This is a genomic window from Rhizobium sp. KDH_Rht_773_N (genome assembly GCF_052946295.1).
This window is the reverse complement of the sequence record NZ_CM129525.1, coordinates 2860590-2885717: the sequence shown is the minus strand read 5'-3', so window position 1 is coordinate 2885717 and position 25128 is coordinate 2860590. Positions and strand designations below refer to the sequence as shown.

The window sequence follows — 25128 nt, the reverse complement described above, 5'->3', positions numbered from 1 at the left end:
CTTCGTTCTCAGCCGCGGGCCGGCGCAAAGGCCTTCACGTCGGCAGGCTTGTCATCCATTTGCAGATGCAACCGCTGTCCTTCGTAAGGCGAGTGTTTGGCGACGACATCGAGATCGAGCTCCACGCCCAGTCCCGGTTCGTCCGACGGGATCAGATAGCCGTCCTCGAAACGCAGCGGTGTCTTCAGGATCTCGGCATAGAAGCCCGAGAAATCGACGATCGCCTCATGGATCAGGAAATTCGGCGAAGACGCGGCAAGCTGGATGCTGGCCGCGGCACCGATCGGGCCGTTGTAGAGATGCGGCGCGATCTGCGCGTAATGCGCCTCCGCCATGCCGGCGATCTTCTTCGATTCCAGAATGCCGCCGGCGCGCGCCACGTTCATCTGCAGGATAGAGGCCGCACCGGTTTCCAGCACGCGCTGGAACTCGTATTTCGTCGTCAGCCGCTCGCCGGTCGAAATCGGGATCGAGGTCTTGCGGGCAACTTCCGCCATCGCCTCTTCCTGGCCCGGAGGCACCGGCTCCTCGAACCAGAGCGGATCATATTTCTCCAGCCGCTGCGCCAGCCGGATCGCCGAGGACGGCACCATCTGCCCATGCGTGCCGAAGAGCAGATCGGCGCTGCTGCCGACAGCCTCCCGAATCCGGGCGCAGAATTCCTCGCAGCGGTTCATGACGCCGAGCGAAAGCTGATGGCCGGAATAGGCCGTATAGGGACCGGCCGGGTCGAACTTGACGGCGGTAAAGCCCATCTCGACCATCTTCACCGCACATTCGGCGGCGAGGTCGGGATCGTTATAGTCATATTCGCCGGCCGCGTTCTTCGGATAGAGATAGGTATAGGCGCGCAGCTTCTTATGCACGCGCCCGCCGATCAGCTTGTGCACCGGCTTGCCGGCCGCCTTGCCGATAATGTCCCAGCAGGCGATTTCCAGGCCGGAGACGATGCCCATCATCGTCGGGTCCGGGCGCTGGGTAAAACCGCTCGAATAGGCGAGCCGCCAGAAACGCTCGATATCATGCGGATCATGGCCGAGCAGATAGCGCTGGAAGACGTCTTCGATCAGCGGCACGAGCGCCTGCGGATGGAAGGCGGTCGAATAGATTTCCCCGACACCCTCGATACCGTCGGCTGTCGTCAGCCGCACGAAGATCCAGTACATGCCGCCGATATGCGGCGGCGGAACGGCGACGACATGGGTGGAAAGCGATGCGATCTGCATGGCCGTGATCCTCAATGCTTGAGTATGACGAGGCGCGTCTGGGTGAATTCGAGCATGCCGTGCTTGCCGTCATCGCCGCCAAGGCCGGAGCGCTTCCAGCCGGCGTGATAGCCCTGGTAGGGATCGGCCGGGAAACGGTTGACGTAGAATTCGCCGGCTTCGATCGCGTCGGAAAAGCGCATGATCGTGCGGTGATCGTTGGTGAAGAGCACCGAACTCAGACCGAACTGATGGTCGTTGGCGAGCGCCAGCGCCTCCTCGGTCGTATCGTAGGCAACAACAGGCAGAACCGGCCCGAAAATTTCCTCGGCAATGATCTTCATGTCCTGGCGGCAATTGGAAAGCAGCGTCGGCGGATAGAAGAAGCCGGGGCCTTCAGGCAGGATGCCGCCGGCTTCGATACGCGCCCCCTGCTCCACCGCCTTCAGGACGGCCTTATGCACATTGGTCTGCGCAGCCTTGGTGGCGAGCGGCCCGACGCGGGACGCATCGACCGAACGGTCGCCGAAGGCGCGTGCGGCAAAGCCGGCCTTCAGCTCGGCAAGCAGCGCATCATGGATGGAACGGTGCACATAGACACGCTCCGGCGCCGTGCAGAGCTGGCCGCAATGATTGGTCTTGGCGGCAACGAGCTGCGCGGCAACGGCATCGAGATCGGCATCCGGCTCGATGATGACGGGCGTCTTGCCGCCGAGTTCCAGCGACGGCTTGGCAATGTTCGCCTTGCAATAGTCGAGCACGACACGGCCGGCCTGCAGACTGCCGGTCAGCGTGATCATGCCGACCTTCGGATGGGTGCAGAGTGTCGCCGCAACCTCATGCGACATGGTGAGGATATTGATAAGCCCGGCCGGCAGTCCCGCCTCGACCACGGCTTCGGCAATTTCGAAGGCCGAGGTCGGCGTCGAATTGCTCGGGCGCACGACGACCGCGTTGCCGGCAATCAGCGCCGGCGCGATCTTGCGCACCAGCGTGTAGATCGGGAAATTGAAGGGGATCAGGCAGGCGACGACGCCGATCGCCTCGCGCTTCAGAAGCAGCGTTTCGTTGGCATTGTCGCTCGGGATGATTTCACCCTCGATGCGGCGTGCCCATTCGGCATGATAGCGCATCAGCTCGGCAGCGTAGATCGCCTCGCCCGTCGCATCGGCAAGGCTCTTGCCGGATTCCAGCGCCAGCGCCGAACCGATCTTTTCCGCCCGCTGCTCGATGACAACAGCAAGCTTGCGCAGCGCATCGCCGCGCGCAATGGCCGGCAGCGCCCGCCACTCTTTCTGCGCTTTCGCCGCCGCCTCGACAGCCTTGACGGCTTCATCGGCCGTCGCCGACGGCACCTTGGCGAATTGGGCTTCCGTTGCCGGATTGAGCACCGGCACCAGAGTGCCGGAAGACCGGAATTCTCCGGCGATGAAATTGCGATATTCCGTCATGACGGCATCCTCGGGACAATAGACAATCACGCGCATGCCGGCCTCTGCCGGCCATGCGTTGAAACGAAACAGGGTGCCGACGCCCGGAAGCGGCGGCTAGAACGTGCTGCGGCCCGGCGCCGCGTCGAGAAGTGTTCTCGTATAGGGGTGTGTCGGCGCCTGCAGCACCTGGGCCGCACTGCCGCGTTCGACGATTTCACCCTTCTGCATCACCACGATCTCGTCGCTGATCTGGGCCGCGACGCGCAGGTCGTGGGTGATGAAGACGATGGCGAGCTGCAGCTTCTCCTGCAATTCGCGAAGCAGTTTCAGAACCTGCGCCTGAACGGAGACGTCGAGCGCCGAAACGCTCTCATCCGCAATCAGCACGTCCGGCCGCATGGCAAGCGCGCGGGCAATGCCGATGCGCTGGCGCTGCCCGCCGGAGAAAGCCGACGGCTTGCGCCAATAGGCGCTCTTCTGCAGGCCGACGAGATCAAGCAGTTCTTCCGCCCTGCGGCGCGCCTCGCCCGCCTCGACACCGGCAAGCATGGCGGAACGCGCGATCATCGGCCCGACGCGGCGGCGCGGATTGAGCGAGCCGAACGGATCCTGGAAAATCATCTGGATCGACCGGCGGCGCGCCCGCAGCGGCGCCGGCGAAAGGCCGAGAAGATCGGCACCCGCGACTTCCACCCGGCCGCTCTTCGGCTCGATCAGCCGGATCATCGCCTTGGCAAGCGTTGACTTGCCGCAACCGGATTCGCCGACGATGGAGACAACGCGGCCCGGCAGCAGGCTGAGCTCCACATGTTTCAGAACCTGAACGCTGCCGTAGGAATGCTGCAGATCATGCACCGCAAGCACCGGCTGCTCGCCGGTCTGCGCCGCCGGTCGGCCATGCGGCGTCAGGCTCGGAACGGCGGCGATCAGCTCCTTCGTGTAGGGATGAACAGGTGCCGTCAGCACCTGTTTCGCCTCGCCGATCTCGACGATCTCGCCATGGCGCATGACGGCCACGCGGTCGGCAATATCGGCCACCACGCCGAAATCGTGAGTAATGAAGACGATGCCGTGGCCGTGCACGTCGCGCAGCTCGCGCACCAGCTTCAGCACCTGCGCCTGCGTGGTCACATCGAGTGCGGTCGTCGGCTCGTCGGCGATCAGCACGCGCGGGTTCATGGCAAGCGCCATGGCGATGACGACGCGCTGGCACTGGCCGCCGGAAAGCTCATGCGGATAGGCCTGCAGGATACGGTCCGGGTTCGGCAGATGCATGGATTCGACCAGCGCCCGGGCGCGTCTCCTGCGCTCGGCGGCATCGAAATCCGAATGCAGTTCGAAGACTTCCTCGATCTGCGCCGAAACCGTCATCGCCGGATTGAGCGAGGCGATCGGCTCCTGGAAGATCATGGCGATATCGCTGCCGCGGATAGCGCGGAACGCCCGCTCGGAAAGGCCGACGAGATCGGTATCGCCGAGCACAACCTTGCCGCCGGCAACCTTCAGCCCTTCCGCGACCGCACCCATCAGCGCGCTCGACAGCACCGACTTGCCCGAACCGGACTCGCCGACGATGCAGAGGATTTCGCGCGCCTTCAGATCGAAGCTTGCAGCTTTCACGGCATAGGGCCGGTCAGCACCCTTCGGCAGGGCGACGCTTAAGTTCTCGACCCGAAGGATCGGCTGGCTTTCGTTGCTGCTCATGCGCGCCTCCCCTGCGCTTCCGAGACTTCCCGCAATCCGTCGGCCAGCAGGCTCAAGCCCAGCATCAGCGACGAGATCGCAAGGCATGGAAAAATCACGAGATGCGGGAAGGCGATCGCCATGGCGCGGCCTTCATTGACCATCGTGCCCCAATCCGGCGTCGGCGGCGGCAGACCGAGACCGAGGAAGCCGAGCGTGCCGATGGTGATCGCCGTGTAGCCAAGGCGCAGGCAGAAATCGACGGCGAGCGGCCCGCTGGCATTGGGCAGAATATCGAAGAGCATGATGCGCCAGGTGCTTTCGCCCTGCGTCACCGCCGCCGCCACGTAATCACGGCTGGCGACGTCGATGGTGATGCCGCGCACGATGCGGAAGATCGCCGGCGCGCTGCCGAAGGTGACGGCCAGCACGATGTTGAAAGGCGAGGAACCGACCACGACGATGATGACGATGTAGAGCACCAGCACCGGGAAGGAGAGCACCACATTGGCGACATAGGACAGAACCGCATCGCCCCAGCCGCGCCAGTAACCGGCGGCAAGCCCGAGCACGACGCCGACCACATAGGCCGTCAACGTCGCCAGCGTCGAGAAGACGACGACGGTGCGTGCGCCATAGATGAGGCGAGAGAGAATATCGCGGCCGAGCTTGTCCGTTCCGAGCCAGAAGACATTGCCCGAGGGATCGGCCATACCCGGCTTTGCGAGCGGCAGCAGCGTGCGGATCGGATCATAGGGCGCAAGCCACGGCGCGAAGATCGCCACCAGCAGCCAGCCGATCGTGAGGAACCCGCCGATCAGAATGACGGGATTGGAGAGGTAGGGTGTTACGGTTTTCCGCATGGCGCCCTCACTTCCGTCCCTTGGCCGCATCGAGCAGCGAGACGCGCGGATTGAGCCAGCCATAGGCGAGGTCGGAGAGGATCTGCGTCGCAACGACCACCACGACGCTCACCATCGCGCAGGCCTCGACGAGGCGGATATCGCTGTTGAGCGCGGCGTCGTAGAGAAGCGTGCCGAAGCCCTTATAGGCATAGAAAACCTCCACGACGATGACGCCCGACAGAAGCCACGGGAGCTGCAGCATGATGACGGTCACAGGCGTGATCAGCGCGTTGCGCAAAGCATGGCGCCAGACGATGCGCGCCGTGCTCGCACCCTTCAGCCGCGCCGTGCGGACATAGTGCGTGCCCATGACCTCGATCATCGAGGCGCGGGTGACACGTGCCAGGTAACCGGTCGAATAGAAGCCGAGCACCAGGACCGGCAGGATGATCTGCTGCAGCGAAAAGCCCGTCAGCATCGTGCTGGCGCCGGGCAACCAGTGCAGCCAGAACACGAAGACGGCGGAGAAGAAAACGGCGGAGGCGAAATCCGGGATCGAGGTCGTGGCGATCGCGATGAAGGAAATGATGCGGTCGAGAACGGAGCCCGGGCGCATGCCGGCGATGATGCCCGCAAACAGGCCGACCGGAACGATGATGAGCAGCGCCCCGCCAGCAAGAATGCCGGAGGCGGCAAGCCGATCCGGGATCAGGTGGGAAACCGGCGCACGATAATAGGTGGACATTCCCCAATCGCCGGTCACGAAGGACCAGAGCCAGCGGCCGTAACGGATGATGAAGGGATCGTCGTAACCGTTGGCTGTCAGCCACTGGGCGCGCTGGGCCGGCGTCGAGAACTGGCCGAGAACCTTGACGGCGACATCGCCGACATTGACCTCCAGCGCCAGGTAAACGAGCAGCGACACGGTGAACATCACCGCGAGAGCGCTTGCCAGTTTACGCAGAATGAAAAGAAAAACAGTCACGAACCACCTCTTTGCCGGGTCGGGGCCGCCGCGATGAGCGGCCCCGCCGAAGATCAAGCCTTGGCGAGCCAGACGCCGTCCATGCGGAAATAATCCGCCGGGTGAAGCTGGAAGCCGCGGACGGTGGTGGCGGCAGCGCTGAAGCGGTTCGGCCAATAGGGCTGAATGATGACGGCGGAATCCTGCAGGATCTGCTCGACATCCTTCATGGCTTCGGGACGCTTGGCCGGATCGACGACGGCAAGCGCCTTGTCGAGCGCAGCGTCGAATTCCTTGCTGGCGAAATGGCTCTCGTTCCAGGCGCCGCCGGAGCGGTAGGCAAGGTCGAGCGTCATGGCGCCGAGCGGACGGTGCGCCCAGTAGGTCAGGCCGAAGGGAACCTTGTCCCAGATCGGCCAGTACTGCGAGGCCGGCAGAACGTTGAGCTTCAGCCGGATGCCGGCTTCGGCAAGGTTCTGCTGCAGCACCTGCGCGGTATCCTGTTCCCAGGTCCCCTGCGTATTGCCGAGCGTCAGTTCCAGATCGAGACCGTCCTTGTGGCCGGCTTCGGCAAGCAGCGCCTTGGCCTTTTCCACATCGCGGGCAACCGCCGGCAGCGCGAAATAGTCTGGCTGGACCGGAGAGACGTGGAAGTTGGCGCCGACTTCGCCCTCGCCGCGATAGGCGACATCGAGCATCTGCTTGTTGTCGGCGGCAAGCTGCACGGCCTTGCGCACGCGGATATCGTCGAACGGCTTCTGGTCGGACTGCATGCGCATGACGAGCGTATGGGCTGCCTTGCCGGTCAGAATCTGGATATTCGGCAGCGACTTCATCAGATCGTATTCGGCGATCGTCGCGCGATAGATGATGTCGATCTGGCCGCTCGAGAGCGCCGCAAGATGCGTGGTGATATCCGTGCCGAGGTCGATATATTGGATACCGTCGAGATGAGCCGGCTTGCCCCAGTAATCGGCGCGCTTGGAGAACACGGCCTGGCGGCCGACTTCATAGCTCTCCAGCTTGAACGGGCCGGTGCCGATCGGGTTGGCCGGCCAGTTGGCGCCGCCCTTGACGAAGTCGCGATGCAACATTGGGCAGGTGTAGGAATAGAGCTGTTCGGGCAACGAGGAAACGGCGCGCGACAGCGTGATGCGGACGGTATGGTCGCCGGTCTTTTCCACCTTCTCGACGGCCGAGAAGGCGGTCTTGTTGGAAGACTGCGAGTCCGGTGCGATCCAGCGCTGGATATTGAAGATCACGTCTTCGGGCGTGAAGGCATCGCCGTTCGACCATTTGGCGCGTTCGTCAAGCTCGAAATCCCAGGTCTTGAGATTGGCAGACGGCGTCCAGCTCTTGGCCAGATAGGGATGAGTGACATTGTCGGCATCGACAAAGGTCAGGAATTCCAGGCTGTTGCGATAGAGGTTCGACGCCTCGATCCAGCTCGTCATCATCGGATCTGTCAGTTCCTGGATCTGGCAGCCGAAACGCAGCGTGCCACCATCCACAGGCGTTTCCTGAGCAAGTGCGGGCTTGCTGTCGCCGAGGAAGGCGCTGGCGGAGGCCGCCGTCACACCGAGCCAGGCGACGGCACGCAGGAAGCCGCGGCGATCGATCTTGCCGGCGCGGACCTGCTCGCACAGTTCCGGCACCGAGGGATGCAGCGGCTTGCCGCTATGGGTCTTCAATTCAGTCATGATCTGCCTCCTCCTTGAATGGCAGTGAATTCGTTTCAGGCACCCTCTGTGCCAGACACGATGCGCAGGGCGGGCTTTTCACCTTCGTTCACCATGCGATTGCTGAAGCGGCTGATAATCCAGGATCGAAACCCTGCAATCAAAGGATCCACCAGCCCCTCCGCATCGGTCTTCAGGTAATAGCCGAAGCCTTCGTAATAGTGTGCGGTGACCGGCGCAACCAAGCGGCCGCTTTCTATTTCCTCCCGAAACAATGCCGGATCTGCCAGCACCAGGCCCTGCCCCGACAATGCGTACTGAACCCCGAGACTGGCGCTGTCGAAGGTCACGCCGCGAGCCACGGAAACCCCGCCAAGACCGTTCTGTACAAGGAAGCGCTGCCAGGTAACGTAGGGCTCCATGTCGACGATCTTGATGTGGATGATCTCGTTTGCGGCAATGAAATCCGCCAGATCCGAAACCCCTCCCCTGACCAGATCGGGATGGCACAGGATCGTCGGCCGCTCCTCCCAGAGCAGGTCGGTGATCCATTCGTCGACGGCCGGCCGCGTATAGACGACCGCCACGTCGAATTCGCTGTCCGGCACCCCGTAGGGTGTCGAAACCTCCAGCAGCACATCCGGGAAGCTGCGCCGGAAATCGGTCAGCAGCGGCACGGTGAGCTTCATGGCAAAGCTCGGCGGCAGGTTGATGCGCAGCTTCCGCTGGCGCTGCTCATCCGGCGCGCAGACTTCGCGCATCGCCTGTTCGATACGGTCGAAACCCTTGCCGATGCCGGCGGCGAGCGAGCGTCCGTCGTCGGTGAGCGTCGTAGCCTTGTGGCCGCGTTCGAAAAGCTTGCGGCCGATGCTCTCTTCCAGACCGATGACATGCCGCGAAAGCGCGCTCTGCGAAATGTTGAGCGCGACGGCTGCCGCCGTGAAGCTGCCGTGATGCGCCACGGCCTCGAAGGCCCGCAGCGCGTTCAGCGGCAACCGGCGGCGATCGACCGCCGGCTCCTTCTTCGTCTGGGGAGAGCGATCCTCCGTCATTATCCCGCAAGCCCGCCGAACAGGACGTATTTGCTCTCAAGATATTCGTCGAGGCCTTCGGCGGCACCTTCGCGGCCGAGGCCGGATTGCTTGACGCCGCCGAAGGGTGCCACTTCCGTCGAGATCACGCCCTCGTTGATGCCGACCATGCCGGCTTCCAGCGCTTCGGCGACGCGCCAGGCGCGGCCGAGATTCTGCGTGAAGAAATAGGCCGAGAGGCCGGTTTCCGTGTCATTGGCAAGCGCGATCGCCTCTTCCTCGCCCTTGAAGCGGAAAAGGCCGGCGACCGGGCCGAAGGTCTCTTCGGTCGCCAGCGCCATATCGGTCGTCATGCCGGTCAGAACCGTCGGTTCGTAGAAAAGGCCGCCGCGCGCGTGCGGCTTGCCGCCGGTCAAAACCTTGGCACCCTTTTCCACAGCATCGCTCACATGCCGTTCGACCTTCGTCAGCGCCGGCGCATTGATGAGCGGTCCCTGGGCCGCGCCGTCCTCGACGCCGGGCGCGACCTTCATGGCCGCGACGGCCTTGGCAAGCGCCTCGGCATAGCGGTCGTAGATGCCGTCCTCGACGAGGATGCGGTTGGCGCAGACGCAGGTCTGCCCGGTATTGCGGAACTTGGAGGCGATCGTGCCGCGCACCGCCTGATCGATATCGGCATCGTCGAAGACGATCAGCGGCGCATTGCCGCCGAGTTCGAGGCTGATGCGCTTCACCGTATCCGCACTCTGGCGCATGAGCAGCTTGCCGGTCGCCGTCGATCCTGTGAAGGAGAACTTGCGCACGACAGGGCTCTTCATCCAGACGCCGACGACATCGGCGGGCGACTTCGTCGTCACGACGCTGACGACACCGGCGGGAACGCCGGCCTGCTCGCCGAGACGGGCAAGTGCCAGCGCCGAAAGCGGCGTATCCTCAGCCGGCTTGATGACAATCGTGCAGCCTGCAGCAAGTGCGGGACCAACCTTGCGGGTAATCATCGCCAGCGGGAAATTCCACGGCGTGACAGCCGCGACGACGCCGACCGGCTCCTTCATCACGACAATGCGCGCATCGGCCTTGTGCGACGGCACGACGCCGCCATGCGAGCGGCGACCTTCCTCGGCAAACCAGGTGAGGAACCCGGCCGCATAAGCAACTTCGCCGCGCGCTTCGGCAAGCGGCTTGCCCTGCTCGGCGGTCAAAAGCCGCGCGAGATCGTCCTGATTGGCAAGCATCAGTTCCGCCCAGCGGCGCAGCACGGCGGAGCGTTCCGAGGCGAGCGTCTTGCGCCAGGTCTTGAAGGCCTTCGCTGCGGCATCGACCGCCTGCTGGGCTTCCGCCGCGCCGCAATCCGGCACGGTCGCAAGCTCGCTGCCATCGGCGGGGTTGAGCACGGCAAACCGCCTGCTGTCGGCCGCACTTCCCCATCCTCCACCGATCAGCGCATTGTCTTCCACTAGCTTCATATCAGGCAACCTTCGGCGTGAAGAACGGATTGCCGACCGTTGCCACGCCTTCGGCAAGCTCGGCACGCGACGGCCAGCCCTTCAGCAGCGCGCGCTTGGCTGCAAGATGCGTTGCAGCCTTGTTGTTATGATACACTTCTTCGGCATCGTTTGCCGACGGATTGACCCAGACGGCGGCAATCGCCACCCAGTCATCCTCAGCCTCGGCCGGCAGCGAACCATCGAGCAGGGCAGCAGTAATGCCGGCGGCAACGCCGGCCTGTGCCGGTCCCCAGGTCATCAGCTCGTGCGAGGATCCCGATTCCATCACCGCCTTGGCGATGAAGAGCGTCACGGGCTTGGCCGGAAGGTTAGGCTTCAGCACGGCCTGGAACGGCAGGTGGCCGGGACCGGGGCTTGCGGCCGCGCCGGCGAGCGCACCGGAAATCGGGCCGTTCTTCGGGCCGAGATAGAGGTTGATATGGGCAGCGTTCGGGCCGGAACCCTCGAAGCCTTCACCGATGTAAAGCATTGAAATCTCCAGTAGCGATGCGAGTCGAACCCATTATGCCCTTGCCCATTACTCCCTTGAAAGTGCGCGCGGGCGACGGACCGGGTTATAGTCGTTGATCATGTCGCGCGGGCGGTAGGGCTCTTCCAGGAAGGCGCGCTCTTCCGCCGTGAGTTCGATCGCCGCAGCTTCGATCGCGGCAACGACATGCTCGGGGCTTTCCGTCCCGACGATCGGAACCGTGCTGTTGCCGGAGCCGATGACCCAGGCCTGGGCGATCTGGCTTGCCGTCTTGCCGCGTCTGGCGGCGATCTCGTTGACACGCTTGGCGATCTCCTGGTCGATCTCGTCGCCGAACCAGTCGAGGTAAAGGTCATGCGCGATACGCGGCGCCGAACCGCCGCCGGCAAGATAACCGCGAGCGAGCGGCGAGAAGGTCGTGACCGCAATGCCCTCGTCCTGGCAATAAGGCATCATTTCGCGCTCTTCCTCGCGATAGAGCAGCGAATACTGGCACTGCATGTTGACGAACCGCGTCCAGCCGTTCCGGTCGGCGACATGGTTCATCTTGGCGAACTGCCAGGAATACATGGTGGAAGCGCCGATGTAGCGCGCCTTGCCCGACTTCACGATGTCGTGCAGCGCGCTCATCGTTTCCTCGATCGGCGTTTCCGGATCGAAGGCATGGATGACATAGAGATCGACATAGTCGGTGCCCATCTGCTTCAGCGACTTGTCGATCGAGGCCATCAGATGCTTGCGCGACAGGCCCTTGTCGTTCGGATCGTCGCTCATCGGATAGAAGGCCTTGGTGGCGAGCACCAGCTTTTCGCGATCCGTCAGCGACAGCAGCGTGCGGCCGACCACCTGTTCGTTGATACCGGTCGAATACCAGTCCGCCATGTCGAAAAAGTTGATGCCGACATCGAGCGCCTTCTTGAGGATCGGTACCGACTTTTCCTCGTCGAGCACCCAACCCTTCCACCTGGATGAGCCGATACCCATGGTACCAAGGCAAAGCGACGAAACCTTCAGGCCGGTCCGGCCAAAGCGCACATATTCCACAGCGATGTCCTAAAAGTGTTTCTCCCTCCTAAGACTATGCCGTGGCGACACTATTGTGACAAATAGGTTTATTCGATGCGGCTATCTCAAAATGAGATACGGCGCGACCGGCCGCCCGCGGAAATATGCGCGGCAGGCTTTTCCGTTGCGGGCCTATGAACTTGATCGGCTCCGCCCGCCATCTGCCGCAGTTTCGTTGCGATTGCGGAAGTTATGCGGACGCGTATCAAGTTTATTTGCCCGCAAGCCTGACCTGCCGCTTCGTATGGCCGGACCAAAACCTAAGTATAGTTATGTCTAAGGGCCCTTGGGTCTATTCTATATTCGTAGCTCGGAACCGACCTGACCATTCACGGTTCCAGGCTGGTGGCATCGCCCCTTGCCACCTCCAGGGCAGGCGCTCCCCTCCGCCGAAGCCCCGCGGATCCTCCCATCCGCCATAGACCGTCCCGCCGCCCGGGACGGTCTTTTCTTTCAAACACCGGAGCCAATTCGGCCTATGCTTCCAACACTTTGGTATAGTTTTGCGCCGACAAACGCGCCATTAAGGTAAACGCGCACCGAACGGTATGGGCAGAGGACCTCAACCAACAGCGAGGGGGTATGGGATCAGCTTTTGTATCGAAACTCATCAACCGGCGGGGAACGCTCTCGCATGAGATCACGCTCGGCCTGATCGCGCTGGTGCTGGCTGCCACCGTGCTCTATGTCGACGCCTTCACCGAGATCGAAAGCGCCATTGCCGTCCTCTATGTCATCGTGCTGCTGCTATCGGCGGAAATGCTGACGCGGCTTGGCACGACGCTGCTGGCGGTCATCTGCGCCGGCCTTACCCTTTTTGCCTATCTCTATTCGCATGGTCTCGAGGAAAATGTGCCAGCCCAGCTGCGCCTTGCAGTCTCTCTCGCCGCCATCACCATCACCTGCGCGCTCATTCTCAGGAACGAGACCGCACGCGTCGGGCTGATCGAGGCCAACCTGCACCTCCGCGACAGCGAAACCCGCTACCGCTATATTTTCGAGCACAGCCGCATCGCGCTCTGGGAGCGCGACTATTCCGCAGTGCGAGCCTTCCTGATGTCATTGAAGGCGGAAGGCGTGAGCGATCTCAAAGACTACTACCGAACGAACCCCGGCGTCATCGCCACCTGCACGGGCCTCATCCGCACCATCGCCTCCAACGACGCGGCGCTCGAACTGCTCGGCCACGTGGCCGACGGTCTTCCCTCGCGCGCGATGCGCCGCTACATCGCCCCTGACGACGATACCTTCTTGGAACTGATGAACGCCATCTTTCGCGGCGAGCGGCATTTCGAGGGCAAGGGCAATCTGATAGCCGAGAACGGCGAAACCAGGCTCGTCATCATGAGCATGAGTTTTCCCGAAGACCCCGCCGCCTTCAACCGCGTCGTGGTCGGCATGGTCGATATCACGCAGCGGGAGATGATGCAGAAGGCCCTTCGCGAGGCCCAGGACGAGCTGGCTCGTGCCGCCCGCGCGGCAACCGTCGGCACCTTGTCCGCCTCGCTCGCCCACGAACTCAACCAGCCGCTCGGCGCCATCGTCGTCAACGCCCAGACGCTGCTCAGATGGCTGAATCGCGAACCTCCCGATCTTGCCGCGGTGCGCCGCTCGGCCGAACGCATCATCCGCGACAGCCAGCGGGCGAGCGAGATCATCCACAATACCCGCTCCATGCTGACGCAGGCCGACCGCACGCCCGAACAGGTCGATCTCGAAGCGTTGGTAGAGGAAACGCGCGCCCTGATGGAACACGACTTCCAGCGCGACATGGTCGATTTCGACGTGGCCCCGGCCGAAGGGCCGCTCACAGTAAAGGCAATCCGCATCGAACTGCAGCAGGTTCTCATCAACCTTGTCACCAATGCCGTGCAAGCCATGCGCGAGACGGCAATCGACCGGCGCAAGATTCTGGTCTCACTCGCCAGGAAGGATGATATATTCGTCACCCTCTCCGTCAGGGATTTCGGACCCGGCATCAGCGAGGAGGCGATGGCGAAGCTCTTCACCCCCTTCTTCACGACCAAGCCCTCCGGAATGGGCATGGGTCTATCGATCTGCCGCAGCACGCTGGAAGCCGGAGGCGGTCAGCTCATTGCCGGCAACCATCCCGAAGGGGGCGCCATCTTCGAAATGATCATACCGATTGAGGACGAGCATGACCGACACTAGTGCCGCATCGAAGGCAGCCGCTCAATCCGCATTGCCGATCGTCTATGTCGTCGACGATGACGAATCCATCCGCGAGTCGCTTGTCGATCTCTTCCGGTCGATCCAGATGGATGCCGTCTCCTTCGCGACCACGGCCGCCTTCCTCGACGCCGCCGACCTGCGCCGGCCGGGCTGCATTCTCCTCGACGTGCGCCTGCCGGGCCTGAGCGGGCTGGATTTTCAGCTTCATCTTGAACGGATCGGCAGCAGGATGCCTATCGTCTTCATGACCGGCTTCGGCGATATTCCGATGAGCGTGCGGGCGATGAAGGCCGGCGCGGTCGATTTCCTCACAAAACCTTTCCGCGACCAGGATATTCTCGATGCCGTTGGCGTCGCGATCGAAAAGGATATGGCCCGCCGGCGGGAAATGGCCGCAAGCGACGCGGTCGCCTCGCTCGTCGATACGCTGACGCCGCGCGAGCGGGAGGTGATGGCCGCCGTCGTCAAGGGGCTGATGAACAAGCAGATCGCCTATGACCTCGGAATCAGCGAAATCACCGTGAAGCTGCATCGCGGCAATGTCATGCGCAAGATGCAGGTCCGCTCGGTAGCCGATCTGGTGCGCAAGGCGGAGATGCTGGAAGGCAGATAACCGAACCTAGACCCTTGTATGGTACCGCGCCACCATCCAAAACCTCATAATAGACGTCAGATAATGCAAGAATAAGCAAGGCTAACAATCTCGTGTCACATACATCCACAATCGCGGTCGTCGATGACGATCAGGCCATCCGGGAGGCTCTTGACGATCTCATCCAGTCCTGCGGCTATCGGAGCAAGCTTTTTGCCTCCGCGGAAGAGTTTCTGGCCTTTGACGACCGGGCGGCCATCGACTGCATGCTCGTCGACGTCAAGATGCCGGGTCTGAGCGGCATCGAACTGCAGGCAATCCTCAACGGCGAGCCCGAAAAGCCGCCGATGATCTTCATGACCTCCTATCGCGACGAGCGAACCCGCGCGGCAGCCATGGAAGGCGGGGCTTTGGCCTTTCTGGGCAAACCGGTCGAGTTCGATTCCCTCATCAATTATCTGGAAATCGCGCTGAAGCCGTGAGGCTTCACTGCGCTGGAATTGATAGTATTGCCTCTGCAGAACGCAGCGAACCGAAACATACACCTATGTATAATTCAAAATAATATCACGAAAGACTAAAGTAGATCTCGTAAAATCCAGTCCACTGGATAGAAAACGAGGTGAACGCCATGATAAAGCTCAAGCGTCCGATTTTTATCAGCGTCGGGAAGAACATTCTGATGGATGTGATCTTCTCCAACATCGTGACCGGTGCGAATTACAAGCTCCATTGTGCGCTTTTGCGCCTGGAGCCGGAAAATCCGATCTACGAGTATCAGCCGGTGCGCATTGCCGCGCAACGCCGCCCGGATGAAATCGGCCGGACCCGTTTCTGATCCTTGCGCCTCCGGCGCTGACCGGCTTTCCTCCCGGTCGGTCAGCGCATTTGCCGGCAGCCGGATGGGCCATCACGCACTGTCACGACGCACCTGAACCTGCGCATGCCACGGCAAATGCTCGCACGTTTCTTCGCCTTGTCGGCAGAACATGTTAGCTTCCCGGCGGGAAGGACATTTCGCAGGGGTTCTCGTCCGCAGGATATGGCCTCCGCCTGCCCCGCATCCGCCTGTCCCGGCGCGAACGCCCGCAAAAATCCTGCGCGGATCGCGATCCGGTGTCGCGGCCGACTCATCCGTTCCAACCACCGGTCTTCCGGTGCTGGAGAACAGCCATCCATAACACGAGACGTCAGGGAAGATGACATGACAGGCATTACCGACCTCTCAGTTCTTCTCGCCACGATGGAGCCGGAATTGGTGGAGGGCGAATTCGTCTATTGCACCGTGCCGGCCTCGCAGCTGGAAGACCATCTCCACCTTCACCCGCTCGGCCTCTTCCGCGAAACGGAAGGCCTGACGCTCATCCTGCCCCGGGATGCGGCGAACAGGGCCGGGCTGCAGGCAAGCGCGCCTTTGCGGCAGATCACGCTGAAAGTGCATTCCTCGCTTGAGGCCGTGGGCCTGACCGCCGCCTTCTCGCGCGCGCTAACCGAAGCCGGCATCAGCGCCAATGTGGTCGCGGCCTATTACCACGACCACATTTTCGTGCCGGCGACAGATGCCGAACGGGCGATCGAAGCGCTGCGGCAGCTCTCGGCGGCAAGCCGGAGCTAACGCAATGCCAGCGCAAACGTGCAGCGGTCTTGCCTGAAACAGAAAATCAGGTCGGCGGCGCGTCGAGCGCGTGCAGAATGCCGCGTAGCTCGGCAAGGCCGCGAAGACGGCCGATTGCCGGATAGCCGGGCGTGACATTCTTCTGCAGGTCGTCAAGCATCCGGTGGCCGTGGTCGGAGCGGAAGACGATCGATTGATCGGCGCTGCGACGGCGATCCTCGGCAACCAGTTCCTTCAGCACCGCGACCATGTTCACGTCGCCCTCGAGATGCGCGCTTTCGTGGAACGTACGGCCGTCGCCCTCGCGGGTCGTGGCGCGAAGATGCGCGAAATAGATGCGGGAGGCGAAACGCCGCGCGATCGCCGGCAGATCATTGTCGGCGCGCACGCCGAGGCTACCGGTGCAATAGCACATGCCGTTGGCGGCGGCCGGCACGGCATCAAACAGCGCCGCGTAGTCCTCTGCCGTCGAGGCGATGCGCGGCAGGCCGAAGAGCGAGCGCGGCGGGTCGTCGGGATGCAGCATCAGCTTCACGCCGCGCGCTTCCGCAGCCGGCACGACGGCTTCGAGGAATTCGATGAGATGCTGGCGAAGCTTCCTGGCGTCGATGCCCTGATAGGCGACGAGCTTTTCGCGGAAGGCCGGAATGGTAAGCGGCTCGGTGGTCGAGCCCGGAAGAGCCGAGGTGATGATGCGGGTAATCTCGGCAATTTCCGCTTCCGTCATGCTTTCGTAAACGGCTTTGGCCCGCGCCTTGTCCTCATCCGAATATTCTTCGGCAGCGCCCGGTCGTTGCAGAACGAACAGCTCGAAGGCAGCGAAACGCTCATGGTCGAACCGCATGGCGGTGGCGCCGGTCGGCGTCACGTAATCGAGATCGGTACGCGTCCAGTCGACCACAGGCATGAAGTTGTAGCAGACGATCGGGATACCGCAGGCGGCGACAGCCTCGAGGCTGGCGATCCAGGCCTCGATTTCTGCCTTTGCCTGCCCGCCCTTGCGCTTGACGGCGTCAGGGATCGGAATGCTTTCCACGACGCTCCAGGTCAGCTTCGAGCGGCCGGCGGGTGTCGTCTCGATCAGCGACTGGCGTTCGCGCACTTCCGCTTCGGTCCAGGCACGGCCGATCGGCACCTGATGCAGCGATGAGACGATATTCGTCGCCCCCGTCTGGCGCACCTCGTCCAGCGTGACCGGCGCCTCCGGCCCGAACCATCTCCAACCTTGCCGCATTTCATCTGTCTCCTTGGTCTTTCATTTTTTTTAGCAGAAATAGTCCGGGTACTGCGAGCGCAGTTCCGCCACGTCAGGAATGACGGCACTGAGGTGATGGATCATGGCCTCGCGCGCCGCCGCGCCGTCATGCGCCGCGATCGCATCGCGGATCACCATATGCTCGCCCACGACGTTGTCCATGCGCCCGAGGACCGGCAGCGTCAGGCGCCGCGCTCGGTCGATCTGCACTTTCACCGTCTTCAGGATGGCCCAGATGCCGGGATAACCGGCAATTTGCGCGATCGCCTCGTGAAAGGCCTCGTCCTCTTCATGAAAGCTTGAGGCGTTGCCGAGCGCCGCATGCGTCTTCTGCCGCGCGATAATCGCATCGAGGTGGGCGATATCGGCCTCCGTCGCAATGCCGGCGGCCGCCTCCACCGTCGTTCCCTCCAGCGCCTTGCGCACGATGACCGCTTCCGGAATAGCCGAGACCGGAACGCGCGAAACCACCGTGCCCGACTGCGGGTAGATATCGACGAGACCGCCTTCCGACAGCCGCAGCAGCGCCTCGCGAACCGGTGTCCGGCTGACGCCGAAATCCTCGGCAATCCGCTTTTCCTGCAAGACCGTGCCCGGAGGAATTTTCAGCGACACGATATCGGCATGCAGCCGCTCGTGGATCGCCGCCGCCGTCGTCACGCGCCGAATCTTTCCGCCGGCCTCGCGTGGCGCCGGAAAGGCAAGGATTTCAGGGTCGGAAGCCTGCCGCATGCATGGTCTCGGGACGTTGACACTTTCATGCATACTAGTATATCAATTGAATTCTGTTGCCAAGACATGCCGCGGAGGAGAACGGCGGCGTGAATTGCAACCGGAGGAAAGCTTCGAGCAGCAAGCGTTTGATGCCGCCGGGAAACCGGCGCATCGACGCGTGGGACGTGCATTGCGATGCAAACGGGCGGTGCTCGGGGCTGAGGCCGGCACCGCCGCAACGGAGGAGGACAGAATGAAGATCACACGCAGAACGTTCGTCGGCGGAGCTGCCGGCGTCGCGGCCGCCGGAATACTGCCGCTTCGCGCATTCGCGCAGGCAAAGGCACCGGCAAGTCCTGTTACCATCACCATCGTCGATGTCGCCGGCAACCTGGCGCTGACGCAGGGCATGTTCGAAAACTACGCCAAGGCCAAGCCGGAATTCGTTTCCAGCTTCTCCTTCACCAAAGCCCCCGCACCGGAACTGCCGGCCAAGATCCAGGCCCAGCAGGCTGCCGGCAAGGTGGATATCGATCTCGTGCTGACCGGCACGGACGCGCTTTCGGCCGGCGTCGACCAGGGCCTGTGGATCGACATGTCCGGCAAGAAATCCGCCCTTCCCGATCTTGAAAGCATCCTGCTGCCGCAGGCCTTCAAGATGCAGGCGCTCGCCAAGGATCAGGGCGTCGTCATCACCTATTACCCGTCCGGCCCGCTGATCGAATACATGCCGGACAAGGTGGCGACCCCGCCGAAGACGGCGCAGGAACTGCTCGACTGGGCGAAGCAGAACAAGAACAAGTTCCTCTATGCCCGCCCGGCGAATTCCGGTCCCGGCCGCACGCTGCTGATGGGCCTGCCGTACCTGCTCGGCGACAGCAACCCGCGCGACCCGGTCAACGGCTGGGCCAAGACGTGGGAATATCTGGCCGCGCTCGGCGAAAACATCGAATATTACCCGACCGGCACTGCCGTGGTCTTCAAGGAACTCGGCGAAGGCACGCGCGACATCGTCGCCACCACGACCGGCTGGGATATCAACCCGCGCGCACTCGGCATCGTTCCCGAGGAAGCCAAGGTCGGCAAGCTGGAAGGCTTCCACTGGGTCACGGACGCCCATTATGCGGCAATCCCGAAGGGCGTTTCCGACGAGAAGGTCGGCGTCCTGCTCGACGTGCTGAACTTCATCTACCAGCCGCAGCAGCAGGCGATCGCCTATGACGCCGGTTACTTCTATCCCGGCCCGGCCGTGAAGGACGTCACGCTCGAGATGGCGCCGGCAGAAAGCCAGGACGTCATCAAGGAATTCGGACGGCCGGAATATGCCGACTGGATCGCCGGCAGCCCGCTGGAAGTGCCGCTGGAGCCCAAGCAGCTCGTCCAGGCCTTCCGCATCTGGGACGAAAAGATCGGCGCCAAGAAAGGCTGATCCCTGTCCATCACAATAGTCCGGCGCTGGCCTGCCAGCGCCGGACCTCTGGCGGCCATGATTGCCGATAAATGGAGATTGCATTGACTTTGCCGGTTCAAAACGCAGCAGCGGCGTCATCGCGGAAAAATGCGCGCCTTGAGCTTGATGGCATCAAGCGATCCTTCGGCGCCTATAACGCCCTCGACGGCATCGATCTGACCATCGAACCCGGCGAATTTATCGCGCTTCTCGGCCCCTCCGGCTGCGGCAAGTCCACCGCGCTGAACTGCATTGCCGGCCTGCTTGGCCTCTCCGGCGGCGAAATCCGCCTCGGCGGCGATCGCATCGACCAGCTGGAGCCGGAAAAGCGCGGCTTCGGCATGGTCTTCCAGAGCTATGCCCTGTTCCCGCATATGAGCGTGCGAAAGAATGTCGGTTTCGGTCTTGCCATGCAGGGTATCCGCGGCGCGGAAGCCGACAAGCGCGTCATGGATGCGCTGGCGCTCGTGCGCCTCGAAAGCCAGGCGGACAAGCTGCCCGGCCAGCTCTCCGGCGGCCAGCAGCAGCGCGTCGCCATCGCCCGTGCCATCGTCATCCGGCCGCCGATCGTCCTGATGGACGAGCCGCTCTCCAACCTGGACGCCAAGCTGCGCCTGGAAATGCGCGCCGAAATCCGCGGCATCCACGACCAGATCGGCTCCACGACCATCTATGTCACCCACGACCAGGACGAGGCCCTGTCGCTGGCCGACCGCATCGTCGTCATGAGCCAGGGCCACATCCAGCAGATCGGCACGCCGCAGGATCTCTACCAGCGCCCGGTCAATCTCAATGTCGCCGATTTCATGGGCTTCCGCACCCGCATTCCCGGTCGTGTCATCTCCGTTTCCGGCAGCGAAGCGGAAATCGAAGCCGCCGGCGCGCGGCTGACCGGCACCATGCGCGATACCCTCGCCGTCGGCGATGCCGCCGTGCTCTCCGTGCGCCCGGAAGACCTTGTCGCCACCACGGACGGCACCGGCATTCCCGTGACCGTTGCCAGCACCGAATATCGCGGCCGCGCCTTCTTCGGCATGGCCCGCTCGAAGGACGGATCGGAACTCTATTTCCGCGCCGACGATGCGCTGGCGCGCGGCTCCTCCGCCACGCTGCAACCGGTTACCGGCCGCGCACTGGTCTTCAGGGGAGCGCCGGCATGAGCGGCCCGTCGCTGAAAACCCGTCTCGCGGCTCAAGGCCTCGACGGCACGACCCTGCTCGTCCTGCCGGGCCTGCTCTTCATGATCGCCCTCTTCATCTATCCCTTCGTCTACGGCGTCGCGGATTCCCTGATGCCGAAGGATGGCGGCGTCTGGTACGAGAACTACGCGAAATTCTTCTCCGACCAGTTCCAGTACGGCACGATCGCCAACACGATGTGGCTTGCCCTGCCGGTGACGATCGTCAACCTCGCCTTCGCGATCCCGGTCGCCTTCCGCGTCCGCCTGATGCGCCGGCAGCGGCTGCTGACGACGATCCTCGTGCTGCCGATCACGCTCGGCACGGTTTTCGTCGCCGACGGGCTTCTGACCTATCTCGGCCCGCGCGGCTGGTTCAACCAGGCTCTCATCCTTTTCGGCATCCTGGATTCGCCGGTCAAACTGACCAACAACTATTGGGGCGTCTTCGCCTCGCTGCTGATAACAGGCTTTCCTTTCGCCTTCCTGCTGACCTTGTCCTATATCACCGGCATCGATCCCGCGATCGAACAGGCCGCCGCAACGCTTGGCGCCAATGCGCGGCAGCGCTTCACGCGCGTCTTCCTGCCGCTTCTGGTACCCGGCCTTGCCGTGACGTTCTGCCTGTCTTTCGTCCAGGCCTTCGCGGTGTTTCCGTCCGCCGTCCTGCTCGGCGCGCCGGCGGGGCCGACGCGCGTCATTTCGATCGCCGCCTATCAGGCCGCCTTCGAGCAATATGACCATTCCTACGGCACGGCGATCGCCCTTATCATGGGCATGGTCGAGCTTATCGTCGTCGTCGCCGTTCTCGGCGCACGTTCGCTCTTCTACCGCGGCCCGGCCGGCGGCACGAAAGGTTGAGCCATGATCCGTGACCAGGGCCTGACCTCGAAGATCTGGCGCATCGCCGTCTGGGCGCTTGCCACGCTCTTTGTCCTCAATCTGCTGGCGATCATCGCAGTCGTCATTCTCAACTCCTTTGCGACACGCTGGCTCGGCACCTGGCTGCCGCGCGGCTGGACCGACCGCTGGTATTTCAGCGCCTGGAGCGAGTTCCAGCTCTCCAGCGTCTTGATCGTCACCTTCGAGATGGTGTTCGTCGTCGTCATCATCTCGGGCATTCTCGGCGTGCTGACCGCTTACGCGCTGGCGCGACGCGATTTCCCCGGCAAGCGCGCCATCATCCTGCTCTTCCTGCTGCCGCTGTTGATCCCGCCGCTCACCTACGGCATTCCGCTGGCGACCGTGCTTTACCAGCTTGGACTCGGCGGCACCTTCTGGGGCGTGGTGCTGATCAACCTCGTGCCGTCCTTTCCGTTCGTCGTGCTGGTCATGATCCCCTTCATCGAGCAGATCGATCCGCGCATAGAGGCCGCCGCCCGTGTCTTCGGCGCCGGGACCACAAGTCTTTTCATCCGTATTCTGCTGCCGCTTCTGTTGCCCGGCATGCTGGCGGCACTTCTGCTGGTGCTCGTACGCACGCTCGCCATGTTCGAGCTGACCTTCCTGATTGCCGGGCCGCAGACGCAGACGCTCGTCGTCTCGCTCTACTATGCGGTCTTTGCTTCAGGCGTGCGTGCCGGCCAGTCGATCGATGCGATGGCGGTGGTCTATATGGTGACGACGCTCTTCTGGCTCGTCATCGCACTGCAATTCGTCAATCCGACGCAGATCGTCGCCCGCGCCAAGCAGCAATCGGCGCATTGAAGCGTCGCACGCAAAACGGCGACACGGCTTCGCGATAGGCTGCTGCCGGCTTCCGGCAGCAGCCTTTTCGATCAATAGACTTCGGGAACGTACATTTCCGGCGGAACCGGGGCGCGATGATAATCATCATGGCGCACGCGCTCCGGCAACACGATCGCCTCCTTCGGCACATCCTCATAGGGGATCTGCGCCAAGAGATGGGCGATGCAGTTGAGGCGCGCCCGCTTCTTGTCCACGGCCTGGACCACCCACCACGGGGCTTCGGGAATATGCGTGCGGTCGAGCATCTCTTCCTTGGCCTTGGTATATTCCTCCCAATGGACGCAGCTCTGCAGGTCCATCGGTGAAAGCTTCCACTGCTTCAGCGGATCGTGAATACGCATGTTGAAGCGGAATTCCTGTTCCTCGTCCGTGATCGAGAACCAGTACTTGATGAGAATGATGCCGGAACGAACCAGCATGCGCTCGAATTCCGGCACGGAACGGAAGAATTCTTCCAGTTCATCCTTCGTGCAGAAGCCCATGACGCGCTCGACGCCGGCGCGGTTATACCAGCTGCGGTCGAAGAGCACCATTTCGCCGGCTGTCGGCAGATGCGGCGTATAGCGCTGGAAATACCACTGGTTCCGCTCGCGCTCGGTCGGCGCCGGAAGGGCCACGACGCGGCAGACGCGCGGATTGAGGCGCTGCGTCACGCGCTTGATCGCACCGCCCTTGCCGGCGGAATCGCGGCCTTCGAAAAGCACGACGACCTTGAGCTTCTTGTACTGGACCCAGTCCTGAAGACGGACCAATTCGTGCTGCAGGCGGAAAAGTTCACGGAAATAGAGCTTGCGGTCGAGTGTCTGCTCCGCCTCGCCGGGCATGCCCTCGGCAACCAGCTCGTCGAGCCGGTCCTCCTCCATCTGCATTTCCAGCTCCTCGTCGAAGCTATCGGCGATTTCATTCTTGATGCGGTCGAGCTGAGTGTTTTCGATCATGGCACGCTCCCTGTTCTATTCACTCGATAAAGCACGTTCTCGCCATAGCTATATGACAGAGTTGCGACGACGGAAGATTTGCCTTGGCAAAACGCAAGGACCGCAGGCGCAAAATACCGTTCAGCCGGAGCGTCCAACCGTGCTTGCGCCAAGCCCTGTTGGCAGGACCGACCGGCGTCGCAGCTTGTGCCATGTCAAGTTTTATGTATACATTGATGTTGCTGAGCAATTTCCGCGGCATCAGCTTTTTCCTCTGGAGGAGAGAGGGAAAATGCCCAGGTCGCGGGCGTATCTCTGGGAGAGAGATATGATGCGCAACAAAGGGAGGAGTATACATGGTTTCGTTTTCAAGAAGACTATTCATAGCCGGCGCGGCACTTGCCACGCTTGCCGGCACGCCTGCATTTGCACAGGAAACGGTCAAGATCGGCGTGATCCTGCCGATGACGGGCCCTTTTGCCTCGACCGGGCGCCAGGTCGAGGCCGGCGCGCGCGCATACATGGCAATCAACGGCGACACGGTTGCGGGCAAGAAGATCGAACTCGTCCTGCGTGACGATGCCGGGACCGCCGACCAGACCCGCCGCATCGCCCAGGAACTCGTGGTCAATGACGGCGTCAAGATGCTCGTCGGCTTCGGCCTGACGCCGCTTGCCATGGGTGTCGCGCCGGTTCTCAACCAGGCAAAGGTCCCGGCGATCATCACCTCGGCCACCACGTCTGCCATCATGAAGCAGTCGCCCTATTTCGTGCGCACCTCGATGGCAGGCCCGCAGTCTGCCGTTCCGGTCGCCACCTGGGCCGTCCAGAACAACCTGAAGCGTGTCGTCACGCTGGTGACCGATTACGGTCCCGGCATCGACATCGAGAAGGGCTTCACCGACCAGTTCAAGAAGGAAGGCGGCACGGTTGTCGAGGCGCTGCGCGTTCCCCTGCAGAACCCGGATTTCGCACCCTTCCTGCAGCGTGTGCGTGACGCCAAGCCCGACGCCCTCTTCGTTTTCGTGCCCTCGGGTGTCGGCGCCATCTTCATGAAACAGTTCGTCGACCGGGGCCTGGCGGATGCCGGCATCAAACTGATCGCCACCGGCGACGTGACCGATGACGATCTGCTGAACGGCATGGGACCGGCCGCCAAGGGCGTCATTACCGGCCACTTCTATTCGAGCGACCACGACAGCCCGGAAAACCAGGCTTTCGTCGCCGAAGTCCGCAAGGCCAACAACAACATGCGACCGAACTTCATGTCGGTCGGCGGTTATGACGCCATGCATGTCGCCTATGCCGCCCTCGAAAAGACCGGTGGCGATACGGACGGCACCAAGCTCGTCGACGCCATGAAGGGCATGGAGTTCGTCAGCCCGCGCGGCCCGATCACCATCGATCCCGAAACCCGCGACATCGTGCAGGATATCTACATGCGCGAGGTCAAGGAGAAGAACGGCGAGCTCTACAATGTCGAGTTCGCCACGTACCCGAAGATCCACGATCCGAATACGGCTGCCAAGTAAGCCTTTGGAACAGGCGGCGGAAGCAATTCCGCCGTCTGGACGCAGTGAGGTC

The 25128-nt window shown here is 62.6% G+C and carries 23 protein-coding genes; 10 read left to right on the top strand and 13 right to left on the bottom strand.

Features of this window, described 5'->3' with window-relative positions; genetic code table 11:
- Positions 1-8 precede the first annotated feature (8 nt).
- The 10 genes from ACU8HS_RS14220 to ACU8HS_RS14175 are packed head-to-tail and all read right to left on the bottom strand — an operon-like array spanning position 9 to position 11861.
- A complete protein-coding gene (locus tag ACU8HS_RS14220) occupies positions 9-1226 on the bottom strand; it encodes a mandelate racemase/muconate lactonizing enzyme family protein (RefSeq protein WP_113413523.1) in 1218 nt (405 codons plus the stop codon).
- 11 nt (positions 1227-1237) lie between these two features.
- Positions 1238-2692 carry an aldehyde dehydrogenase gene (aldA, locus tag ACU8HS_RS14215; RefSeq protein ID WP_113413522.1) on the bottom strand — a complete coding sequence of 485 codons (1455 nt, stop codon included), beginning with the start codon at positions 2690-2692 and terminating at the stop codon, positions 1238-1240.
- Positions 2693-2752: 60 nt separating this feature from the next.
- Positions 2753-4342, bottom strand: a complete 1590-nt coding sequence (locus ACU8HS_RS14210) for a dipeptide ABC transporter ATP-binding protein (RefSeq protein ID WP_112562947.1) — start codon at positions 4340-4342, stop codon at positions 2753-2755.
- The gene (locus tag ACU8HS_RS14205; RefSeq protein ID WP_112562949.1) at positions 4339-5184 is read right to left on the bottom strand and encodes an ABC transporter permease; all 846 of its coding nucleotides are present in this window, start codon (positions 5182-5184) and stop codon (positions 4339-4341) included. The genes ACU8HS_RS14210 and ACU8HS_RS14205 overlap by 4 nt, the downstream gene beginning before the upstream one ends.
- 7 nt (positions 5185-5191) lie before the next feature.
- Entirely contained in the window at positions 5192-6151 is a 960-nt protein-coding gene (locus ACU8HS_RS14200) for an ABC transporter permease (protein ID WP_377311337.1), read from the bottom strand.
- Positions 6152-6204: 53 nt separating this feature from the next.
- A complete protein-coding gene (locus ACU8HS_RS14195; RefSeq protein WP_447014597.1) occupies positions 6205-7830 on the bottom strand; it encodes an ABC transporter substrate-binding protein in 1626 nt (541 codons plus the stop codon).
- A gap of 35 nt (positions 7831-7865) precedes the next feature.
- Positions 7866-8861, bottom strand: a complete 996-nt coding sequence (locus tag ACU8HS_RS14190; protein WP_447014596.1) for a LysR family transcriptional regulator — start codon at positions 8859-8861, stop codon at positions 7866-7868.
- Positions 8861-10306: an NAD-dependent succinate-semialdehyde dehydrogenase gene (locus tag ACU8HS_RS14185; RefSeq protein ID WP_112562955.1), complete on the bottom strand. Its 1446-nt coding sequence runs from the start codon at positions 10304-10306 to the stop codon at positions 8861-8863. Before ACU8HS_RS14185 ends, ACU8HS_RS14190 begins: the two co-directional genes overlap by 1 nt.
- A 1-nt stretch (position 10307) precedes the next feature.
- Positions 10308-10817, bottom strand: coding sequence for a formaldehyde-activating enzyme (gene fae, locus ACU8HS_RS14180; RefSeq protein WP_037104361.1), 510 nt, complete (start codon positions 10815-10817; stop codon positions 10308-10310).
- A 48-nt stretch (positions 10818-10865) separates the two neighbouring features.
- On the bottom strand, positions 10866-11861 hold the full coding sequence (locus ACU8HS_RS14175) for an aldo/keto reductase (protein WP_447014595.1): 996 nt from the start codon (positions 11859-11861) through the stop codon (positions 10866-10868).
- A 603-nt stretch (positions 11862-12464) separates the two neighbouring features.
- On the opposite strand from ACU8HS_RS14175, the gene ACU8HS_RS14170 reads away from it, so the two are divergent.
- From ACU8HS_RS14170 to ACU8HS_RS14150, 5 genes are all read left to right on the top strand, one after another.
- Positions 12465-14054 carry an ATP-binding protein gene (locus tag ACU8HS_RS14170; RefSeq protein WP_447014594.1) on the top strand — a complete coding sequence of 530 codons (1590 nt, stop codon included), beginning with the start codon at positions 12465-12467 and terminating at the stop codon, positions 14052-14054.
- Positions 14041-14688 carry a response regulator transcription factor gene (locus tag ACU8HS_RS14165; RefSeq protein ID WP_112562960.1) on the top strand — a complete coding sequence of 216 codons (648 nt, stop codon included), beginning with the start codon at positions 14041-14043 and terminating at the stop codon, positions 14686-14688. Before ACU8HS_RS14170 ends, ACU8HS_RS14165 begins: the two co-directional genes overlap by 14 nt.
- A 92-nt stretch (positions 14689-14780) precedes the next feature.
- Positions 14781-15149 carry a response regulator gene (locus tag ACU8HS_RS14160; RefSeq protein ID WP_112562962.1) on the top strand — a complete coding sequence of 123 codons (369 nt, stop codon included), beginning with the start codon at positions 14781-14783 and terminating at the stop codon, positions 15147-15149.
- Positions 15150-15298: 149 nt separating this feature from the next.
- Positions 15299-15505, top strand: coding sequence for a hypothetical protein (locus tag ACU8HS_RS14155; RefSeq protein ID WP_112563207.1), 207 nt, complete (start codon positions 15299-15301; stop codon positions 15503-15505).
- A 366-nt stretch (positions 15506-15871) separates the two neighbouring features.
- Entirely contained in the window at positions 15872-16282 is a 411-nt protein-coding gene (locus ACU8HS_RS14150) for an ACT domain-containing protein (RefSeq protein WP_447014593.1), read from the top strand.
- A 46-nt stretch (positions 16283-16328) separates the two neighbouring features.
- Here the strand turns inward: ACU8HS_RS14150 and uxuA are convergent, their stop codons facing one another.
- The gene (uxuA, locus tag ACU8HS_RS14145) at positions 16329-17516 is read right to left on the bottom strand and encodes a mannonate dehydratase (protein ID WP_447014592.1); all 1188 of its coding nucleotides are present in this window, start codon (positions 17514-17516) and stop codon (positions 16329-16331) included.
- Between the two features lie 30 nt (positions 17517-17546).
- Complete coding sequence (locus tag ACU8HS_RS14140) at positions 17547-18269, bottom strand: GntR family transcriptional regulator (protein WP_447014591.1); 723 nt, start codon at positions 18267-18269, stop codon at positions 17547-17549.
- Between the two features lie 235 nt (positions 18270-18504).
- On the opposite strand from ACU8HS_RS14140, the gene ACU8HS_RS14135 reads away from it, so the two are divergent.
- From ACU8HS_RS14135 to ACU8HS_RS14120, 4 genes are all read left to right on the top strand, one after another.
- Positions 18505-19680, top strand: coding sequence for an extracellular solute-binding protein (locus ACU8HS_RS14135; protein ID WP_112562969.1), 1176 nt, complete (start codon positions 18505-18507; stop codon positions 19678-19680).
- Between the two features lie 71 nt (positions 19681-19751).
- Complete coding sequence (locus ACU8HS_RS14130) at positions 19752-20861, top strand: ABC transporter ATP-binding protein (protein WP_447014590.1); 1110 nt, start codon at positions 19752-19754, stop codon at positions 20859-20861.
- Positions 20858-21739 (top strand): ABC transporter permease, encoded by an 882-nt coding sequence (locus tag ACU8HS_RS14125; protein WP_112562973.1) that lies wholly within the window; start codon positions 20858-20860, stop codon positions 21737-21739. The genes ACU8HS_RS14130 and ACU8HS_RS14125 overlap by 4 nt, the downstream gene beginning before the upstream one ends.
- 3 nt (positions 21740-21742) lie before the next feature.
- Positions 21743-22585 carry an ABC transporter permease gene (locus ACU8HS_RS14120; RefSeq protein WP_112562975.1) on the top strand — a complete coding sequence of 281 codons (843 nt, stop codon included), beginning with the start codon at positions 21743-21745 and terminating at the stop codon, positions 22583-22585.
- A gap of 71 nt (positions 22586-22656) precedes the next feature.
- On the opposite strand, the gene ppk2 is transcribed toward ACU8HS_RS14120, so the two are convergent.
- Entirely contained in the window at positions 22657-23565 is a 909-nt protein-coding gene (gene ppk2, locus ACU8HS_RS14115) for a polyphosphate kinase 2 (RefSeq protein WP_447014589.1), read from the bottom strand.
- Between the two features lie 335 nt (positions 23566-23900).
- Between ppk2 and ACU8HS_RS14110 the strand changes: the two genes are divergently transcribed.
- Positions 23901-25076, top strand: coding sequence for an ABC transporter substrate-binding protein (locus ACU8HS_RS14110; protein ID WP_447014588.1), 1176 nt, complete (start codon positions 23901-23903; stop codon positions 25074-25076).
- Positions 25077-25128: the final 52 nt, after the last annotated feature.

Coding starts and splice junctions, on each gene's coding strand:
- ACU8HS_RS14150 (WP_447014593.1), top strand. CDS start 15,872: ATGACAGGCATTACCGACCTCTCAGTTCTTCTCGCCACGATGGAGCCG.
- ACU8HS_RS14190 (WP_447014596.1), bottom strand. CDS start 8,861: ATGACGGAGGATCGCTCTCCCCAGACGAAGAAGGAGCCGGCGGTCGAT.
- ACU8HS_RS14205 (WP_112562949.1), bottom strand. CDS start 5,184: ATGCGGAAAACCGTAACACCCTACCTCTCCAATCCCGTCATTCTGATC.
- ACU8HS_RS14125 (WP_112562973.1), top strand. CDS start 20,858: ATGAGCGGCCCGTCGCTGAAAACCCGTCTCGCGGCTCAAGGCCTCGAC.
- ACU8HS_RS14210 (WP_112562947.1), bottom strand. CDS start 4,342: ATGAGCAGCAACGAAAGCCAGCCGATCCTTCGGGTCGAGAACTTAAGC.
- ACU8HS_RS14140 (WP_447014591.1), bottom strand. CDS start 18,269: ATGCGGCAGGCTTCCGACCCTGAAATCCTTGCCTTTCCGGCGCCACGC.
- ACU8HS_RS14165 (WP_112562960.1), top strand. CDS start 14,041: ATGACCGACACTAGTGCCGCATCGAAGGCAGCCGCTCAATCCGCATTG.
- ACU8HS_RS14130 (WP_447014590.1), top strand. CDS start 19,752: ATGGAGATTGCATTGACTTTGCCGGTTCAAAACGCAGCAGCGGCGTCA.
- ACU8HS_RS14195 (WP_447014597.1), bottom strand. CDS start 7,830: ATGACTGAATTGAAGACCCATAGCGGCAAGCCGCTGCATCCCTCGGTG.
- ACU8HS_RS14135 (WP_112562969.1), top strand. CDS start 18,505: ATGAAGATCACACGCAGAACGTTCGTCGGCGGAGCTGCCGGCGTCGCG.
- ACU8HS_RS14155 (WP_112563207.1), top strand. CDS start 15,299: ATGATAAAGCTCAAGCGTCCGATTTTTATCAGCGTCGGGAAGAACATT.
- ACU8HS_RS14110 (WP_447014588.1), top strand. CDS start 23,901: ATGGTTTCGTTTTCAAGAAGACTATTCATAGCCGGCGCGGCACTTGCC.
- ACU8HS_RS14170 (WP_447014594.1), top strand. CDS start 12,465: ATGGGATCAGCTTTTGTATCGAAACTCATCAACCGGCGGGGAACGCTC.
- ppk2 (WP_447014589.1), bottom strand. CDS start 23,565: ATGATCGAAAACACTCAGCTCGACCGCATCAAGAATGAAATCGCCGAT.
- ACU8HS_RS14120 (WP_112562975.1), top strand. CDS start 21,743: ATGATCCGTGACCAGGGCCTGACCTCGAAGATCTGGCGCATCGCCGTC.
- uxuA (WP_447014592.1), bottom strand. CDS start 17,516: ATGCGGCAAGGTTGGAGATGGTTCGGGCCGGAGGCGCCGGTCACGCTG.
- ACU8HS_RS14220 (WP_113413523.1), bottom strand. CDS start 1,226: ATGCAGATCGCATCGCTTTCCACCCATGTCGTCGCCGTTCCGCCGCCG.
- aldA (WP_113413522.1), bottom strand. CDS start 2,692: ATGCGCGTGATTGTCTATTGTCCCGAGGATGCCGTCATGACGGAATAT.
- fae (WP_037104361.1), bottom strand. CDS start 10,817: ATGCTTTACATCGGTGAAGGCTTCGAGGGTTCCGGCCCGAACGCTGCC.
- ACU8HS_RS14185 (WP_112562955.1), bottom strand. CDS start 10,306: ATGAAGCTAGTGGAAGACAATGCGCTGATCGGTGGAGGATGGGGAAGT.